Origin of the sequence: Sphaerisporangium fuscum, assembly GCF_018531465.1 — a bacterium.
GTDB classification, from domain to species: Bacteria; Actinomycetota; Actinomycetes; order Streptosporangiales; family Streptosporangiaceae; genus Sphaerisporangium; species Sphaerisporangium fuscum.
This window is the reverse complement of sequence record NZ_JAHDTF010000020.1, coordinates 99,385-115,690: the sequence shown is the minus strand read 5'-3', so window position 1 is coordinate 115,690 and position 16,306 is coordinate 99,385. Positions and strand designations below refer to the sequence as shown.

Here is a 16,306-nt window from a genome sequence, read left to right as displayed (position 1 = left end):
CTATCAGGACGCCCATCCATGTGGATTCGTGAGGGGCGCCGCGCCCCTCGCCCCGCCGGGCGGAGCGAGGGGACAACGAGGACGTTCCTCGTCAGGCCTTGACCGGCTGGCCCTTCACGGAGGTGATGAGCAACTGGGCGACGTCGACGACCTCCAGCGACTCCTTGGCCTGGCCGCTGTTCTTCTTCTCGTTGATCGCGTCACCGAGCATCACCAGGCAGAACGGGCAGGCGGTGGACACGGTGTCCGGGTCGGTGGTGAGGGCCTCGTCCACGCGCTCGGTGTTGATGCGCTTGCCGATGCGCTCCTCCATCCACATGCGCGCGCCGCCCGCGCCACAGCAGAAGCCGCGGTCCTTGCAGCGGTGCATCTCCTGGGTCTGCACGCCCGGCACCTTGGCCATGATGTCGCGCGGCTGGGCGTACACCTTGTTGTGGCGTCCCAGGAAGCACGGGTCGTGGTAGGTGATCTTCTCCTCGATCGGGGTGATCGGAGTGAGCCTGCCCTCCTCGACCAGCTTGGCGAGCAGCTGGGTGTGGTGCACGACCTCGAACATGCCGCCGAGCTGCGGATATTCGTTGGCGAGGGTGTTGAAGCAGTGGGGGCAGGTGGCGACGATCTTCTTGACCCCGGCCTCGTTGAGCGTCTCGATGTTCTGCTGGGCGAGCATGTTGAACAGGAACTCCATGCCCAGGCGGCGCGCCGGGTCTCCGGTGCACGCCTCCATCGGCCCGAGCACCCCGAACTTCACCCCGGCGATGTGCAGCAGCTCGGCGACCGCCTTGGTGGTCTTCTTGGCGCGGTCCTCCAGGGCGCCGGCGCAGCCGACCCAGAAGAGGTACTCCAGGTCGTCCGGAGCCTTCTCGTCGATGACCTGGACCTCGATCGGGTCGACCTCGCGGGAGGCGAGCTCCTCGATCCACTCGGCCCGCTTCATCTCGGACATGCCCCAGGGGTTGCCCTTGTTCTCGAGGTTCTTGAGCATGACGCCCGCCTCGGACGGGAAGTTCGACTCGATCATGACCTGGTAGCGGCGCATGTCGATGATGTGGTCGATGTGCTCGATGTCGACCGGGCACTGCTCGACGCAGGCGCCGCAGTTGGTGCACGACCACAGCACGTCGGGGTGGATGACGCCGTCCTCGCCGACCAGAGGCTTGCCGGCCAGGGCCAGGACGTCCTCGGGCAGCTTCTCGCGCTCCTCCTCGGTGGCGAGCAGGTACGGCGCGATCGCGAAGGCGTGGTCGCGCTGGTCGAGGATGAGCATCTTGGGCGACAGCGGCTTGTCGGTGTTCCAGGCGGGGCACTGCGACTGGCACCGGCCGCACTCGGTGCAGGTGTAGAAGTCGAGGAAGCCCTTCCAGGTGGTGTCCTCCAGCTTGCCCCGGCCGAAGACGTCGGTGTCGGGGTCGGCCTCCTCGAAGTCGAGGGCCTTGCCGTTGCTGCGCATCTCGGGAGCGGCGCCGAGGCCGTCCGGGCGGCGCGAGAACATGACGTTCAGCGGCGCGGTGAAGATGTGCAGGTGCTTGGAGTTCACCACGATCACCAGGAACACCAGCATGACGCCGATGTGCAGCAGCAGGCCCACGGCCTCCAGGACCTCGCTGGTGGGCAGGATCTTGGCGACCGCCTCGGAGGCGAAGGCCCCGGAGCGGTAGGGGAAGTTGCCGGTGTTGATCGCCGCGCCGCGGAACAGGAACAGCGTCCAGATGACGTTGAAGATCATGAAGAGGATCAGCCACGCGCCGCCGAGGTGGGAACCCGCGAAACGCGACTTGCGGCCGAGCTTCTTCGGCGAGTTCTTCAGCCGGATCACCGCGAAGGACACCAGTCCGGCGAGGCAGGCCACCGCGATCAAATCCTGGAGGAATCCGAGGACGGGCCAGGTGCCGATGAGCGGGATGTGGAAGTCGGGCGTGCCGGTGATCGCGCCCTGGATCAGCGAGCCGTACGCCTCGAGGTAGACGGACGCGAGGATCACGAACGCCCAGAACACCACGAAGTGGGCAGCACCCGAGGGGGTCCACTTCAGCAGCTTCTTCTGGGCGAACACCTCGACGAGCTGCGCCTTCAGCTCGGTGCCGACGTTCTCCCTGGCGTAGGTCACACGCTCGGGCGCGGGCTGGCCGCTGGTGGCGAGCCGATAGAGGAAGCGCGCGCGGCGACCCGCTAGCGCGACCGCCGCGGCGGTCATCAAGAGCCCGATGATCGCTACAAGGAGCACGGGTCCTCCAAACTATGGCGTTGGCTGCCCGGCGCGGGCACGCAGGGTCATCCACGGTGACGGCAAGACCACTACGCATGGTACCGGCCGGTAACTTACCGGCGGTAAGCGGCATGCCGCATCGTCGTTCCGACCGATGCTAGAACGATGCTCTGGGAAAAAGCAGTGCTTGTCGCCCTGCTCATGGTCTCGCCTCCGCTCGGCGGGGCGAGGGGCGCCCCTGCCGACGGCCTCGCTCCGCTCGGCGGGCTCGAAGCCTCCCCGAGGGGGCGGCCCCTCGCGCTCAGTCGCCGTCGAGGTAGCGCTGGATGGTGGGGGCCAGGAGCTCCACGAGCTCGTCGAGGTCGACCGACGCCAGCGGCTCCAGGCGCAGGACGTATCTCATCAGGATCACGCCGATCATCTGCGCGAAGGCGACCTCCATGCGGACCGGCCGGATGCCGAGGGCCTCCACCACGCGGTTCAGCACGGCGCCGGTGATGAACTCACGCATCATCGCGACGATCTGGTCGTTGGTCATCGCGCTGCGCATCAGCGCCATGACCGGCTCGCGGGCCTGCGGGTCGGAGGTCAGAGTGAGGACGAACCGGACCAGCCGCTCGCCGATCTCCTCGCGCGGCCCCTGCAGGATGAGCGGCACAGCGGTGGTCGGGTCGACCGGCAGCTGCAGCGCGGCGACGAAGATGCCCTCTTTGGTGTCGAAGTAGTGGTGGACGAGGGCGGGGTCGACCCCGGCCTCGCGGGCGATGCCCCGGATGGTGGCCTTGTCGAAGCCCTTCTCCGCGAAGATCTTGCGGGCGGCGGCGACGATCTCGCCGCGGGTGTCGGCCGTACCCGGACGACGGCCGGGACGCCGCCTCTCGGCCGTGGCGCCACCCCCTTCCACACCGCCCCTGGCGGCCGCGCCGGTGGTCATGCCGTGGAGGACGCGGCGAAGTGCAGCCGGGCGAAGGCGAGACCCTCGGCCAGGTCGTCGATGCGCTCGGTGCGCCCGGAGGCCTTGCGCGTGTTGATCTCGAGCACGATGAGGCCGCCGTACCCGGCGGTGGCGAGGCGCTCCAGGATGCGGGCGCACGGCTGGTTGCCCCTGCCGGGCACGAGGTGCTCGTCCTTGTTGGTGGTGCCGATGCCGTCGGCCAGGTGGACGTGGGCGAGTCGGTCGCCGAGCTTCTCGGCCATCGCCAGGGCGTCGGAGCCGGACACGGCCGTGTGGGACAGGTCGAGCGTCACCTGGGGGAAGTCCTGGTCGACAGGGTCCCACCCGGGGGAGTACGGCACCACCTCGGCGCCACGGGCGCGCAGGGGGAACATGTTCTCCACCGCGAACACGACGTCGGTCTCGTCCTGCATGCGGGCGAGGCCGTTCTCGAAGTCGCGGGCGTAGTCGCGCTGCCAGCGGAACGGCGGGTGCACCACCACCGTGCGCGCGCCGAGCCGCTCGGCGGCCTTCTGCGCCTTGACCAGCTTGGCCCACGGGTCGCGGCCCCACACCCGCTGCGTGACGAGCAGGCAGGGCGCGTGCACGGCGAGCACCGGCAGTTGGTAGTGGTCGATGAGCCGCTCGAGCACGTCGATGTCCTGGCTCACCGGATCGGCGCCGACCATGACCTCGACGCCGTCGTAACCCAGGCGCGCGGCCAGCTCGAAGGCATCCGGAGTGCGCTCCGGATACACCGACGCGGTGGACAATGCGATCTTGGCGTTCGGCACTCGGATGACGTCGGTCACATCTGCCAGCCTAAGCCGGGATACGGCAAGGTCGCGCTCCGCAACCCGGATGCAACGCAGATCACAGCCCGGCGTGGCCGCGTCGGGCCTGGTCTAGCGTGTCTTCCATGGCGCGGATCGCGGAGGGGGCCATCCCCAGTCCGAACATCTGGAACTCACCGGGGGTCTACGAGCTGGAGAACCAGGCCGTCGACCCCGACGGCGTCGCGGACGCGGCGATGTCCGCCATCCGGCCCTGGACCGGGGGCGTCGTCCTCGACATCGGCTGCGGCACCGGCTTCCACCTGCCCACGTTCGCCGCCACGGCGAGCAAGGTGATCGGCGTCGAACCCCACTCCGACCTGGCCGCCCTCGCCGCCCGCCGCTGCCGCGGGCTGCGTTCGGTGGCGGTGCGCACCGCCACCGCGCAGGCCCTGCCCGTCCCCGACGCCTCGGTCGACGTCGCGGTGGCCCGCTGGGCGTACTTCTTCGGCCCTGGCTGCGAGCCCGGCCTGCGCGAGCTCGCCCGGGTCGTACGGCGGGGCGGCGCGGCGTTCGTGATCGACCTCGACGCCACCCGCGGCGCGTTCGGCTCCTGGTTCCAGCGCACGGTCCCCGCCTACTCCGCCTCCGCCGTGGAGGCCTTCTGGTCACGGCAGGGATGGCAGCGGCGGGAGCTCGACCTGCGCATGGTGTTCTCCTCCCGTGCCGACCTGGAGGCCGTGCTGCGCATCGAGTTCGCCCCCGACGTCGCGGAGGAGGCCGTCGCCCAGACCCCCGGCCTGGAACTCGACTACCCCAACGTCCTGCGCTGGCGCTTCTTCTAGGCCTGTTTTCCGCACGAGCCCGAATCTCCGCGGTCAGGCGGTGTATGCGGTCCGGCGCTATGAGTGATCAGCCCCGGTCGATGAGGGCGATGTGCGGAAAATGGGTCTAGGCCTGTTTTCCGCACGAGCCGTGCCGGCGGGACTCATCGGCTTGACCTTGACGTTGACGTCAAGGCTTAGCGTGAGGCCATATCAGGGAGGGGCCGATGCGGATCGGAGAACTGGCCAGACGAGCAGGGGTGAGCACCCGGGCGCTGCGCTACTACGAGCAGCAGGGGCTCCTTGCCGCCCGGCGGTCGGTCAACGGCTACCGCGAATACGACGAGTCCGACCTCAAGCTGGTGGCCGAGATCCGGTCGCTGCTCACGGTCGGGTTCACCCTCGAGGACGCCCGGCCGTTCGTCGAGTGCCTGCGGGCCGGCAACCACGCCGGGAACGCCTGCCCCGAATCCGTCGAGGTCTACCGGCGCAAGCTCGCCGAGATCGACGACCAGATCCGCACACTCCTGGGCCGCAGGGCCGAGGTGGCGGCGCAGCTCGCCGAGGCGTGCCCCGTGCTGAGAATGAGAGGAACCACATGATCACGCTGACGGCCGAGAACTTCGACGACCAGGTCCTCAAGAGCGACAAGCCCGTGCTGGTCGACTTCTGGACCGACTGGTGCCCGCCGTGCCGCATGGTGGCACCCATCCTCGAGGAGATCGCGAAGGAGTACGGCGACCGGCTCACGGTGGCCAAGATCAACGCCGACGATTACCCCGAGATCGCCTCCCGCTACGACGTGCTCGGCTTCCCCACCATGAACCTCTACCGGGACGGCGAGGTGGTCCGCCAGATCATCGGCGCCAAGCCCAAGCGCCAGCTGCTGGCCGCTCTCGACGGGGCCTTCTAGGTACGCGCGGGAAGCAGGCCAGGGCCGGCCCGCTGAAGTTTGTCGGCCCGGGCCGATAACGTGCCCCGCATGAGCAAGACGCAGAAGCCCGGTTACCGCTGCACCGAGTGCGGGTGGCGCACCACCAAGTGGGTGGGCCGCTGCGGCGAGTGCCAGGCATGGGGCACGGTCGACGAGGAAGGCGCCCGCGCCGGCGTCCACGTCGTCCAGGGCGGTGCCGTCAGCGCCCCCGCGGTGCCGATCGGCCAGGTGCAGGCCGAGTTCGCCCAGGCACGCACCACGGGCGTCGGCGAGCTCGACCGGGTGCTGGGGGGCGGGCTCGTGCCGGGCGCGGTCGTGCTGCTCGCCGGCGAGCCGGGCATCGGCAAGTCCACGCTGCTGCTGGAGGCCGCCGCGAGCATCGCCCGGCACGAGACCGTGCTCTACGTCACCGGCGAGGAGTCCGCCGCCCAGGTCCGCATGCGCGCCGACCGCATCGGCGCCATCCGCGACCAGCTCTACCTCGCCGCCGAGACCGACCTTTCGGCCCTGGTCAGCCACGTCGAGAAGGTCCAGCCGCGCCTGCTCATCGTCGACTCCGTCCAGACCATCGGCTCCGCGCAGGCCACGGGCGTGCCCGGCGGCGTCACCCAGGTGCGCGAGGTCACCGGCAACCTCGTGCGCCTGGCCAAGGAGCGCGGCATGTCGACCGTCCTGGTCGGCCACGTCACCAAGGACGGCTCCATCGCCGGCCCGCGCGTGCTGGAACACCTGGTCGACGTCGTGCTCCACTTCGAGGGCGACCGCCACTCCCGGCTGCGCATGGTCAGGTGCATCAAGAACCGCTTCGGCCCCACCGACGAGGTGGGCTGCTTCGACCTCAACGAGCAGGGCATCCAGGGGCTGCCCGATCCGAGCGGGCTGTTCGTGTCGCGCCGTTCCGAGCCGGTGCCCGGCACCTGCGTGACGGTCACGGTCGAGGGCACCCGCCCGCTCCCCGCCGAGGTGCAGGCGCTGGTGGGGCCGACGGAGGCCCAGCAGCCCCGCCGGTCCTCCTCGGGCCTCGACCCGTTCCGCGTGACGATGATCCTCGCCGTGCTGGAGCGCCGGCTCAACGCCCGCCTGAGCGGGTGCGACGTCTTCACCGCCACCGTGGGCGGCATCCGGCTCAACGACCCCGCGGTCGACCTCGCGGTGATGCTCGCCGTGGCGAGCGCGGCGGGCGACCGCCCGCTGCCCCCGGGCCTCGTCGTGCTCGGCGAGGTGGGCCTCGCCGGCGAGTTGCGGCCTGTCCGGGACATCCGGCGGCGGGTCGCCGAGGCGGCTCGGCTCGGCTTCACCCACGCGCTGATCCCCGCCGGCTCCCTCGAGCAGGACGCCGCGGCCCTGGCGCGCGCCGAGGGGCGCGACGCCCTCCAGCCGGTCCCGGTGGCCCGCAACCCGATCCGCACCACCGCCTTCTCCCAGGGCTTCGACGTCACCGAGGCCGAGAACGTCTGGGACGCCCTGACCCACGTGACCTGACGATGTTTCCCGCAACCGAACGTCGTCCGGTTCCGGGCCGCCCATCGCCGGTAAACTGGGCGCCGATTAGCGACCAGCGGGGGCCAAGTGGCTAACAACACCAAGGGGATCGACGATCGGCGCCGATCCACCCTTGCCGCGCTCGCTCCGGGCACCGAGTTGCGTGACGGCCTGGAGCGCATTCTGCGTGGGCACACCGGCGCCCTGATCGTCCTGGGCTACGACGACACGGTGGAAGACGTCTGCACGGGCGGGTTCACGCTCGACGTCGAGTTCTCCGCCACACGCCTGCGCGAGCTCGCCAAGATGGACGGCGCCATCGTGCTCGACGCCGCCGCCAACAAGATCGTGCGCGCCGCCGTCCACCTCGTGCCCGACTCCGGCATCCCGACCAACGAGTCCGGCACCCGGCACCGCACCGCCCAGCGGGTCGCGCGGCAGACCCGCTTCCCGGTGATCTCGATCAGCAAGTCGATGCGCATCATCGCGCTCTACCTCGACGGCGTCCGTTACGTCCTGGAGGAGTCCGCGGCGATCCTGTCCAAGGCCAACCAGGCGCTGGCCACCCTCGAACGCTACAAACTGCGCCTCGACGAGGTGTCGGGCACGCTCTCGGCGCTAGAGATCGAAGATCTCGTCACCGTCCGCGACGTCGCGGTCGTGGTGCAGCGGCTCGAGATGGTGCGGCGCATCTCCAGCGAGATCGAGGACTACGTCGTCGAGCTCGGCACCGACGGCCGGCTGCTCTCCCTGCAGCTCACCGAGCTGGTGGGCGGGGTCGAGGAAGACCGCGATCTCATCATGCGCGACTACCTCCCGGCCGGGGCGGGGCGCCGGCCGCGCAAGGTGGCGGAGTCGCTGGGCGAGCTCGACCGGCTGTCCCCCGGCGACCTGCTCGACCTCACGGCCGTCGCCCACGTGCTCGGTCACGCCGGCACCGAGGCCCTGGAAGCGCCTGTGAGCCCCCGTGGGTTCCGGTTGCTCGCCAAGGTGCCCCGCCTCCCCGGAACCGTCGTCGACCGGCTCGTCGACCATTTCGGCGGCCTGCAGAAGCTCCTGGCGGCCAGCACCGACGACCTCCAGTCGGTCGGGGGTGTGGGCGAGTCGCGGGCGCGCAGCGTGCGCGAGGGCCTCTCCCGCCTCGCCGAGGCCTCGATCCTCGAAAGATACGTCTGAGCCCCGCCCGCGCGGTCAGTGCAGGTGGAAGACCACCTTGGTGCTGGTGAGGGAGCCGAGACGGGCGGCGGCGACGTACGTCCCGGGGCGCGCGAGGGGGCGGGCGGCGCGGCAGTCGGGCGCCGACCGGTGACGGTCCCAGCTGATGATCTTCACTTCGGGGATTCCGCGCCGTAGGCGACGCATCTCGGTGTGGTCGCCGCTCACGCAGTCGGCGGTCGACCAGACGCGGTCGTCGCCGGAGGTGATGCGCATCTCCACGGCCCTCGGGCCGATGTCGAGCGCGCACTCCACCTGCCCGATGTTGACCAGGCTGAGCATGAACCTCGGCCGTCGCCCGCCCGAGTAGACCTCGGAGTCGCCGTGGAGGCTGAGCACCAGGTCGCCGTACCCACACGGCTCGCCGGGGTTGCGTGCCCGGTCGGGCACCGGCGCGGGCGCCTGGGCCGCTCCGCGCGCCGGGGGCGAGGGCGGAGAGGCCTGGGTGAGCGACTCCTGCTTGGGCCGCCCATCCGGCGGATCGTCGGACCCTCCCGACGCGCTCGTGCAGGCCCATGCGACCACGGCCACGACGACGAGAGCCCCGGTGAGCACCGAGACCCTGCGGCGCCAGTAGACGTCGGGCCCCTCGACGCCGATGTCGCCACGGAACGTGTCCGGATCCATACGCTCAGTATGGAGAGTCGTGGCTCACCGGGCGTGTCGACCCGCCGAACCGAGAGAACCCGCTGCTCACCTCGGTGGCGGCATACCAGGACCTTTCCCTCAATCGCCCGGCCGGACGCCGGCTCGCCTACCATCGAGGCATGACGCGAGTGCTGGTCGTGGAGGACGACCCGGCCATCGGTTCGGAGCTGGTGGAGGCGCTGACCGGCAACCGCTACGACGTGAGCCTCGCGACGTCGGGCGAGCAGGCTCTCGAACAGGCCCGCCTGCGGGCTCCCGACCTCGTCCTGCTCGATCTCGGGCTTCCCGACATCGACGGCGTGGCGCTGTGCCGGCGGCTGCGCGCGGCCCTGCCGTACACCGTGATCGTGGTGCTGACCGCCCGTACGCAGGAGTTCGAGGTGGTGGTCGCGCTCGACGCGGGTGCCGACGACTACCTCACCAAGCCGTTCCGGCTCACCGAGCTGCTCGCCCGGCTGCGTGCCCACCTGCGCCGCCAGGCGCCCCCGCACGACGAGCGCACCCTTTCCGTCGGCCTGCTGCGCCTCGACCTGCCGGCGCGGCGCGCCTACATCGGGGGCGAGGAGCTCGCCCTCCGGCCCAAGGAGTTCGACCTGCTCGCGGCGCTGGCGTCCCGCGCCGGCGAGGTGGTGACGCGCGAGCAGCTGATGGACGACGTGTGGGACGCCAACTGGTTCGGCCCCACCAAGACCCTCGACGTGCACGTCTTCGCCCTGCGCCGCAAGCTCACCGAGCACGGCGAGGATCCCCGGCGCATCACCACGTTGCGCGGGCGCGGCTACCGCTATGAGATCGAGGTCTAGCGCTCAGGCCGTGGGGAGCAGGAGGCTGAACACCGGTGGGGCGGGCCTGCGCAGCACGAGCCTGCCCCCCTCGGCCTCCGCCAGGGACCGCGCCAGCGCCAGGCCGATGCCGTGCCCCTTGCTGCCCTCCGAGCGGCGGGCGAAGACGTCGACTCCCTCGGGGATGCCGTCGCCCTGGTCGGACACCTCGATCGCCACGCCGTCGCCGAGGTCGGCCACGTCGATGCTCACCAGGCCCTTTCCGTGCGCGGCGGCGTTGTCGAGCAGCACCTGGAGGATCTGCCGCAGCGCCGCCGGGGAGACGGCGACCGGCGGCAGGTCGTCGGGCAGGTTCACCGCCAGGCCCCGCCCCGCCAGGGCCGGCGCGTTCTGCCACTCCCCCCTGATCTCGTCGAGGAACGCCGCCGGCTCCACGCGCTGGTCCCGCGCCCCGGCGTCCCGGGAGAGCTTCAGCAGGTCCTCGATGACGGTGTGCAGTTGCTCGCCCCGGGCGAGGGCCGTCCGGATCGCCTCCTCCCGCTGCCCCTCGGGGCGGGCGAGCGCCGACTCCAGGCCCAGCAGCATGCCGGTGAGGCGGGTGCGGAGCTGGTGGGAGACGTCGGCGCTGAAGGCCCTCTCGCGTTCGAGCACCTCGCCGAGCCGCCGGGCGGTGGACTCCAGGGCGAGCCCCGCCACATCGGCCTCACGAACGTCCGAACGGGGCGCCCGGATGGAGAAGTCACCGGCGCCGAGGGCCTGGGCGGCCCGGGTGAGGTGCTCCAGGGGCGCGGCCAGCCTGCTCGACTGCCGCAGCGCGAGCGCGACGGCCAGGGTGATGACGACCGCGGCCAGGCCGCCCATGACGAGCCACGCCTGGTGGACCCGCTCGGACACCTCCGCGTACGGCGTGGCCACCCGCACCACGCCGTTGACCTTCTCGTCGGCGGGAATGGGCGCGGAGACGGCCAGGTGGCCGTACTCCACCACCTCGTGCACGTGGCCGTCCTGCGTCTGGACGGCGAGCCGCGAGTGGCGGGGGCCGTCGCCGAACAGCAGCCTCCCGTCATTGGAGTAGACGCCCATGTGCAGCCCGGAGGGCAGGCCCTTGGGCAGCGAGACCGGCCTCGTCCCCATGGCGGTGACGTTCTCCGGCAGCGCGGCGGCGATCCACGTGGCGTCGCGGGCCAGCGCCGCCGCGGTGTCGTCGTGGTACAGCCGCTCCACCGACAGCGCGAGCGGCACCGCGAACAGCCCCACGGCCAGCGCCGCGACGCCGACGATCGCCGCGAGCACCCGCAGGCGCAGCGGCGTACCGCGAGGCTCCCCCGCGGAACCCCTCATCGGCCCACCCCCCGAACGCGAAGATCATGAGCAAGGTAAGAGTCGCGATAACCAAGGGTTGACGGCCTGCTCACGGGCCCCGGTCTAGCGTGCCCAGCATGACGGCAATCGCGACACCACAGACTACGTATCCGAAGGCCTTCACGGTACGGCGCCGGCCCTGCCAGGCGCGGAGCTCGTTCCGCGGCCTACGGGACCTATGAGCATGCCGGTATCGATGGGCGCCGAGCGTCGGGAGCGGCATCTAGGCTCGACGTCGTGGGAACCGGACTACACGCCCCCATCCTCGACTGGTACGCCGTCAACGCCAGAGACCTGCCCTGGCGGCGTCCCGGCGCGAGCCCCTGGGCGATCCTGGTCAGCGAGATCATGCTCCAGCAGACCCCCGTGGCCCGCGTCCTCCCGGTCTGGACCGAATGGATGGAACGCTGGTCGACGCCCGCGTCCCTGGCCGCCGAGCCTCCCGGCGAGGCCGTACGCCACTGGGGCCGCCTCGGCTATCCACGACGGGCCCTCAACCTGCACGCGTGCGCCCGGGCGATCGTCTCCGGCCACGGCGGGGAGGTTCCCGACTCCTACGACCGGCTGCGCGAGCTCCCCGGCATCGGCGACTACACCGCGGCGGCCGTGGCCAGCTTCGCCTTCGGGCGCAGCCACGCCGTGCTCGACACGAACGTACGGCGCGTCCTCGCGCGGACGGTGCGCGGAGAGCAGTACCCGCCCAAGGCCACCACGGCGGCCGAGCGGAAGCTCGCCGAGTCGCTGCTCCCCACCCTGTCCGCCCCGCTGTGGGCGGTCGCCGTCATGGAGCTCGGGGCGCTGGTCTGCACGGCCAGGGCTCCCCGCTGCGCCGACTGCCCCGTGGCCGACCTCTGCGCCTGGCGCCTGGCGGGCCGTCCCGCCTACGAAGGGCCACAGCGGCGGGGGCAGAGCTACGACGGCACCGACCGGCAGTGCCGGGGGCGGCTCCTCGCGGTCCTCAGGGACGCCCACGGCCCGGTGCCCAAGGCCGCGCTCGACGCGGTCTGGGCCGATCCGGTGCAACGGGAGCGCGCCCTCGACGGCCTCGTCGCCGACGGCCTCGCTGAGGTCGTCGGCGAAGGCGCCTACAGTCTGCCGGGCTGAGCTATTACTGCTATCACGCCCGCTGGAGCCCCTATGACCCCTGCCGGGGCAGGGGCGGCGGGCGTCAGGCGGCGAGCTTCAGGCCCATGGCGGTGAGGTTCCGGCGGGTCCAGTCGAGCTGTTCGGCGAGCGCGGCCACGAGCGCCGCCGGGCCCTTGCCCTTCGCCGGAGTGGCGAGGCCATGGGTCTCGACCTCGATGTGGGCGCCGCCGTTCTCCGGCCCCGCCAGGATGGCGGCCAGGGTGTTCTCCAGGATGGACTCGGTGGCCGGGGCCTCGCCGGTGTGGTTGTGCACGTGACCGAGCTTGACCACCGAGGCACCGGCCGCCGCCACGTCGCGCAGCGCGGCACCGGGCTCCTCGACGCCGCAGGTCAGGTGGCAGGCGTCGAGGCAGACCCCGAGGTACTCCGAGTCGATGCCGCACACGCGCTCCACCGCCTGCTCGGTGGTCTCCAGCACGCAGCCCGGCCAGGGCTGGAACCCGACCCTGATGGTCTTGCCGGTGACGCTGTGCAGGCCGCGCAGCTCGCGCGAGAGCCGGTCGAGCCGCCGGGACGCGATGGTGTGCAGGTCGGCGGGCCAGTCGCGCCGCCAGCCGATGGGGATGGTGGAGATGCTGCCGAACCGGACGTCCTCCGGCAGCAGGAAGGCGAGGATCTTCGCCAGGGCCATGGTGTAGCGGTAGCGCTCGGGCTTGGCCCAGTCGGGCCCGGGGGTGTCCTGCGCCACGCCCCGGCCGCCCGCGCCGTTCAGGCTGACGACCTCCAGGCCGCGCTCCTCCAGCGAGCGGCGCAGCCGTACCAGCTCGATGCGGTCGGCCATGAGGTGGTCGGCGACCGACGGAGCAAGATACAGGCCGATGCCGAGCCGGTCGACGCCGAGCCTCTTGCGAACGGGCACGGCGTAACGGGTCAGGTGCGCGATGAGGTTCTCGAGATCCTCCGCGGGATGCACGCCCGCGTTGTAGGACAGGTGAACGAGCGTGCCGTCCTCGTGACACAGGCGCATTGGGTGCCTCCCAGCTTGATCGCGTTTTCAGACCTCGTCGCCGCCGGCCTGCCGCGCGGGGTGCGGATGCCGTCTCTGCCGGGAATCCGGCCTGGCCCGCCCGAGTCTGCCCGTGGTGCCCGGCTCACGCGTCACCCCGGCAGTTGATCCTCCACTACTCCAGCCGGGGGATCTCGGGACGCTCACCGCACTCGGCGGATCTTGTAAGCCTGGCGGGCGATGCTTGGCCCGATTCGCTCTACGGAGTGTAGTACTACCTTCGGTGGTGTCATAGCGAATCGGGCCAAAGCGATCTCACGAAATACGAAAGCCCCCCGTGAGATGTGTCTCACGGGGGGCTTTTTCGAACTGTGCCTGGCGATCGGACCTACGCGTGGCCGTGGTCCGCCGGGCCGGCGGAGGCGCCGGCGCGGCTGCTCGCCGGCTCGGCGATGGCCGCCGCGGAGTCCGGGATGTCGGACTGCGACCTCTGCTCGCCGTTGAAGACGAACTTGGCGTTCTCGCCCTCGCCCTCGGTGCTCACCTTGACGACCTGACCCGGACGGAGGTCTCCGTACAGGATCTTCTCGGACAGGGTGTCCTCCAGCTCACGCTGGATCGTGCGACGCAGCGGACGCGCGCCGAGCACCGGGTCGTAGCCGCGGTCGGCCAGCAGCTGCTTGGCCTCCTGCGTCAGCTCCAGGCCCATGTCGCGGTCCTTCAGGCGGGCGTCCACCTGGCTGAGCATCAGGTCGACGATCTGGATGATCTCGACCGGGGTCAGCTGGTGGAAGACCACGATGTCGTCGACACGGTTGAGGAACTCGGGCCGGAAGTGCTGCTTGAGCTCCTCCTGGACCTTCGCCTTCATGCGGTCGTAGTTGCCCTCGACGTCGTTGTTCTTGGCGAACCCGACCCCGATGCCCTTGGAGATGTCGCGGGTGCCGAGGTTGGTCGTCATGATGATGACGGTGTTCTTGAAGTCGACCACCCGACCCTGGGCGTCGGTCAGGCGACCGTCCTCCAGGATCTGCAGCAGCGAGTTGAAGATGTCGGGGTGGGCCTTCTCGATCTCGTCGAACAGGACCACGGAGAACGGCTTGCGCCGCACCTTCTCGGTCAGCTGGCCGCCCTCTTCGTACCCGACGTAGCCGGGCGGGGAGCCGAACAGCCGCGAGACGGTGTGCTTCTCCATGAACTCGGACATGTCGAGCATGATCAGCGCGTCCTCGTCCCCGAACAGGAACTCGGCCAGCGCCTTGGACAGCTCGGTCTTACCGACACCGGACGGGCCGGCGAAGATGAACGAACCACCCGGACGGCGCGGGTCCTTCAGGCCCGCACGCGTGCGGCGGATCGCCCGGGACAGGCCCTTGATGGCGTCGTCCTGGCCGATGATGCGCTTGTGGAGCTCGTCCTCCATGCGGAGCAGCCGCTGGGACTCCTCCTCGGTGAGCTTGAAGACCGGGATGCCGGTGGCCGTCGCGAGGACCTCGGCGATGAGCTCCTCGGTGACCTCGGCCACGACGTCCATGTCGCCGGCCTTCCACTCCTTCTCGCGCCGGTCGCGCTTGAGCTGGAGCTGCTTCTCCTGGTCGCGCAGCGCCGCGGCCTTCTCGAAGTCCTGCGCGTCGATCGCGGACTCCTTGTCGCGGCGGACCTGGGCGATCTTCTCGTCGAACTCGCGGAGATCCGGCGGCGCGGTCATGCGGCGGATACGCATGCGCGAGCCGGCCTCGTCGATGAGGTCGATCGCCTTGTCGGGCAGGAACCGGTCGCTGATGTAGCGGTCGGCCAGCTGCGCGGCGGCCACGAGGGCGGCGTCGGTGATCGTCACCCGGTGGTGGGCCTCGTAGCGGTCACGCAGGCCCTTGAGGATCTCGATCGTGTGGCTGAGGGACGGCTCGGCGACCTGGATGGGCTGGAACCGGCGCTCGAGCGCGGCGTCCTTCTCCAGGTGCTTGCGGTACTCGTCGAGCGTGGTCGCGCCGATGGTCTGCAGCTCGCCCCGGGCCAGCATCGGCTTGAGGATGCTGGCGGCGTCGATCGCGCCCTCGGCGGCACCCGCACCGACCAGCGTGTGAAGCTCGTCGATGAACAGGATGATGTCGCCGCGCGTGCGGATCTCCTTGAGGACCTTCTTCAGGCGCTCCTCGAAGTCGCCGCGGTAGCGGGAGCCGGCGACCAGCGCGCCGAGGTCGAGGGTGTAGAGCTGCTTGTCCTTGAGCGTCTCGGGCACCTCGCCCTTGACGATCTTCTGGGACAGGCCCTCCACCACGGCCGTCTTGCCCACGCCGGGCTCGCCGACCAGAACGGGGTTGTTCTTGGTCCTGCGGGACAGGACCTGCATGACCCGCTCGATCTCCTTGTCGCGCCCGATCACCGGGTCGAGCTTGCCCTCACGCGCGGCCTGGGTCAGATTGCGGCCGAACTGGTCGAGCACAAGAGAGGTGGACGGCGCGGACTCCTGCGGGCCTCCAGCCGCCGCCGGCTCCTTGCCCTGGTAGCCGTGGAGCAACTGGATGACCTGCTGGCGCACTCTGTTGAGATCGGCGCCAAGCTTCACCAGCACCTGGGCGGCCACGCCCTCGCCCTCACGGATGAGGCCGAGCAGGATGTGCTCGGTGCCGATGTAGTTGTGACCCAGCTGCAAGGCTTCGCGGAGCGACAGCTCAAGGACCTTCTTGGCGCGCGGGGTGAAGGGAATGTGCCCCGACGGCGCCGACTGGCCCTGGCCGATGATCTCCTCGACCTGCTGGCGCACACCCTCAAGACTGATGCCGAGGCTCTCAAGAGCCTTGGCGGCAACGCCTTCACCCTCATGGATCAAGCCAAGAAGAATGTGCTCAGTGCCGATGTAGTTGTGGTTGAGCATCCGGGCCTCTTCTTGGGCCAGGACGACAACCCGCCGTGCGCGGTCAGTGAACCTTTCGAACATCTCGTCGCTCCTCACAGAGCGGTCAGGCAGCTCGGGATATCCGGGCCCGCCGCATCCGCATGCTAGCCCCGACCGGCGACCGCTCTATACGGGAGACGTTCCCCGGGAGCAGGGCG

The 16,306-nt window shown here is 70.5% G+C and carries 14 protein-coding genes; 7 read left to right on the top strand and 7 right to left on the bottom strand.

Features of this window, described 5'->3' with window-relative positions:
• Positions 1-91: 91 nt before the first annotated feature.
• The 3 genes from KIK05_RS25025 to KIK05_RS25015 form a co-directional block, all read right to left on the bottom strand.
• A complete protein-coding gene (locus KIK05_RS25025) occupies positions 92-2,224 on the bottom strand; it encodes a (Fe-S)-binding protein (RefSeq protein WP_308250102.1) in 2,133 nt (710 codons plus the stop codon).
• Between the two features lie 283 nt (positions 2,225-2,507).
• Positions 2,508-3,140, bottom strand: coding sequence for a TetR/AcrR family transcriptional regulator (locus tag KIK05_RS25020; RefSeq protein WP_214413257.1), 633 nt, complete (start codon positions 3,138-3,140; stop codon positions 2,508-2,510).
• Positions 3,137-3,952: a sugar phosphate isomerase/epimerase family protein gene (locus KIK05_RS25015; protein ID WP_214413256.1), complete on the bottom strand. Its 816-nt coding sequence runs from the start codon at positions 3,950-3,952 to the stop codon at positions 3,137-3,139. The genes KIK05_RS25020 and KIK05_RS25015 overlap by 4 nt, the downstream gene beginning before the upstream one ends.
• A 107-nt stretch (positions 3,953-4,059) precedes the next feature.
• On the opposite strand from KIK05_RS25015, the gene KIK05_RS25010 reads away from it, so the two are divergent.
• The 5 genes from KIK05_RS25010 to disA all read left to right on the top strand — a co-directional run bounded on the left by KIK05_RS25010 (position 4,060) and on the right by disA (position 8,329).
• Complete coding sequence (locus KIK05_RS25010) at positions 4,060-4,758, top strand: class I SAM-dependent methyltransferase (RefSeq protein WP_214413255.1); 699 nt, start codon at positions 4,060-4,062, stop codon at positions 4,756-4,758.
• Positions 4,759-4,964: 206 nt separating this feature from the next.
• Positions 4,965-5,339 (top strand): MerR family transcriptional regulator, encoded by a 375-nt coding sequence (locus KIK05_RS25005; protein WP_214413254.1) that lies wholly within the window; start codon positions 4,965-4,967, stop codon positions 5,337-5,339.
• Positions 5,336-5,650 carry a thioredoxin gene (gene trxA, locus KIK05_RS25000; protein ID WP_214413253.1) on the top strand — a complete coding sequence of 105 codons (315 nt, stop codon included), beginning with the start codon at positions 5,336-5,338 and terminating at the stop codon, positions 5,648-5,650. Before KIK05_RS25005 ends, trxA begins: the two co-directional genes overlap by 4 nt.
• Positions 5,651-5,719: 69 nt before the next feature.
• The gene (gene radA / locus KIK05_RS24995) at positions 5,720-7,153 is read left to right on the top strand and encodes a DNA repair protein RadA (RefSeq protein ID WP_214413252.1); all 1,434 of its coding nucleotides are present in this window, start codon (positions 5,720-5,722) and stop codon (positions 7,151-7,153) included.
• A gap of 87 nt (positions 7,154-7,240) precedes the next feature.
• Positions 7,241-8,329 carry a DNA integrity scanning diadenylate cyclase DisA gene (gene disA / locus KIK05_RS24990; protein ID WP_214413251.1) on the top strand — a complete coding sequence of 363 codons (1,089 nt, stop codon included), beginning with the start codon at positions 7,241-7,243 and terminating at the stop codon, positions 8,327-8,329.
• A 15-nt stretch (positions 8,330-8,344) separates the two neighbouring features.
• Here the strand turns inward: disA and KIK05_RS24985 are convergent, their stop codons facing one another.
• The gene (locus KIK05_RS24985) at positions 8,345-8,995 is read right to left on the bottom strand and encodes a hypothetical protein (protein ID WP_214413250.1); all 651 of its coding nucleotides are present in this window, start codon (positions 8,993-8,995) and stop codon (positions 8,345-8,347) included.
• A 140-nt stretch (positions 8,996-9,135) separates the two neighbouring features.
• Here KIK05_RS24985 and KIK05_RS24980 point away from each other — a divergent pair, with 140 nt between their 5' ends.
• The gene (locus KIK05_RS24980) at positions 9,136-9,819 is read left to right on the top strand and encodes a response regulator transcription factor (RefSeq protein WP_214413249.1); all 684 of its coding nucleotides are present in this window, start codon (positions 9,136-9,138) and stop codon (positions 9,817-9,819) included.
• Between the two features lie 3 nt (positions 9,820-9,822).
• On the opposite strand, the gene KIK05_RS24975 is transcribed toward KIK05_RS24980, so the two are convergent.
• Entirely contained in the window at positions 9,823-11,139 is a 1,317-nt protein-coding gene (locus KIK05_RS24975; RefSeq protein ID WP_214413248.1) for a sensor histidine kinase, read from the bottom strand.
• 258 nt (positions 11,140-11,397) lie between these two features.
• Between KIK05_RS24975 and KIK05_RS24970 the strand changes: the two genes are divergently transcribed.
• Positions 11,398-12,264 (top strand): iron-sulfur binding domain-containing protein, encoded by an 867-nt coding sequence (locus tag KIK05_RS24970; protein ID WP_308250101.1) that lies wholly within the window; start codon positions 11,398-11,400, stop codon positions 12,262-12,264.
• Between the two features lie 64 nt (positions 12,265-12,328).
• Here the strand turns inward: KIK05_RS24970 and KIK05_RS24965 are convergent, their stop codons facing one another.
• Both KIK05_RS24965 and KIK05_RS24960 read right to left on the bottom strand, forming a co-directional pair.
• The gene (locus KIK05_RS24965; protein ID WP_214413247.1) at positions 12,329-13,273 is read right to left on the bottom strand and encodes a sugar phosphate isomerase/epimerase family protein; all 945 of its coding nucleotides are present in this window, start codon (positions 13,271-13,273) and stop codon (positions 12,329-12,331) included.
• Positions 13,274-13,640: 367 nt separating this feature from the next.
• A complete protein-coding gene (locus KIK05_RS24960; protein ID WP_214413246.1) occupies positions 13,641-16,190 on the bottom strand; it encodes an ATP-dependent Clp protease ATP-binding subunit in 2,550 nt (849 codons plus the stop codon).
• Positions 16,191-16,306: the final 116 nt, after the last annotated feature.

Excerpts from the sequence above, each read along its gene's own strand:
- KIK05_RS25020 (WP_214413257.1), bottom strand. The coding sequence starts at position 3,140 with ATGACCACCGGCGCGGCCGCCAGGGGCGGTGTGGAAGGGGGTGGCGCC.
- KIK05_RS25010 (WP_214413255.1), top strand. The coding sequence starts at position 4,060 with ATGGCGCGGATCGCGGAGGGGGCCATCCCCAGTCCGAACATCTGGAAC.
- KIK05_RS25005 (WP_214413254.1), top strand. The coding sequence starts at position 4,965 with ATGCGGATCGGAGAACTGGCCAGACGAGCAGGGGTGAGCACCCGGGCG.
- trxA (WP_214413253.1), top strand. The coding sequence starts at position 5,336 with ATGATCACGCTGACGGCCGAGAACTTCGACGACCAGGTCCTCAAGAGC.
- radA (WP_214413252.1), top strand. The coding sequence starts at position 5,720 with ATGAGCAAGACGCAGAAGCCCGGTTACCGCTGCACCGAGTGCGGGTGG.
- KIK05_RS24985 (WP_214413250.1), bottom strand. The coding sequence starts at position 8,995 with ATGGATCCGGACACGTTCCGTGGCGACATCGGCGTCGAGGGGCCCGAC.
- KIK05_RS24980 (WP_214413249.1), top strand. The coding sequence starts at position 9,136 with ATGACGCGAGTGCTGGTCGTGGAGGACGACCCGGCCATCGGTTCGGAG.
- KIK05_RS24975 (WP_214413248.1), bottom strand. The coding sequence starts at position 11,139 with ATGAGGGGTTCCGCGGGGGAGCCTCGCGGTACGCCGCTGCGCCTGCGG.
- KIK05_RS24965 (WP_214413247.1), bottom strand. The coding sequence starts at position 13,273 with ATGCGCCTGTGTCACGAGGACGGCACGCTCGTTCACCTGTCCTACAAC.
- KIK05_RS24960 (WP_214413246.1), bottom strand. The coding sequence starts at position 16,190 with ATGTTCGAAAGGTTCACTGACCGCGCACGGCGGGTTGTCGTCCTGGCC.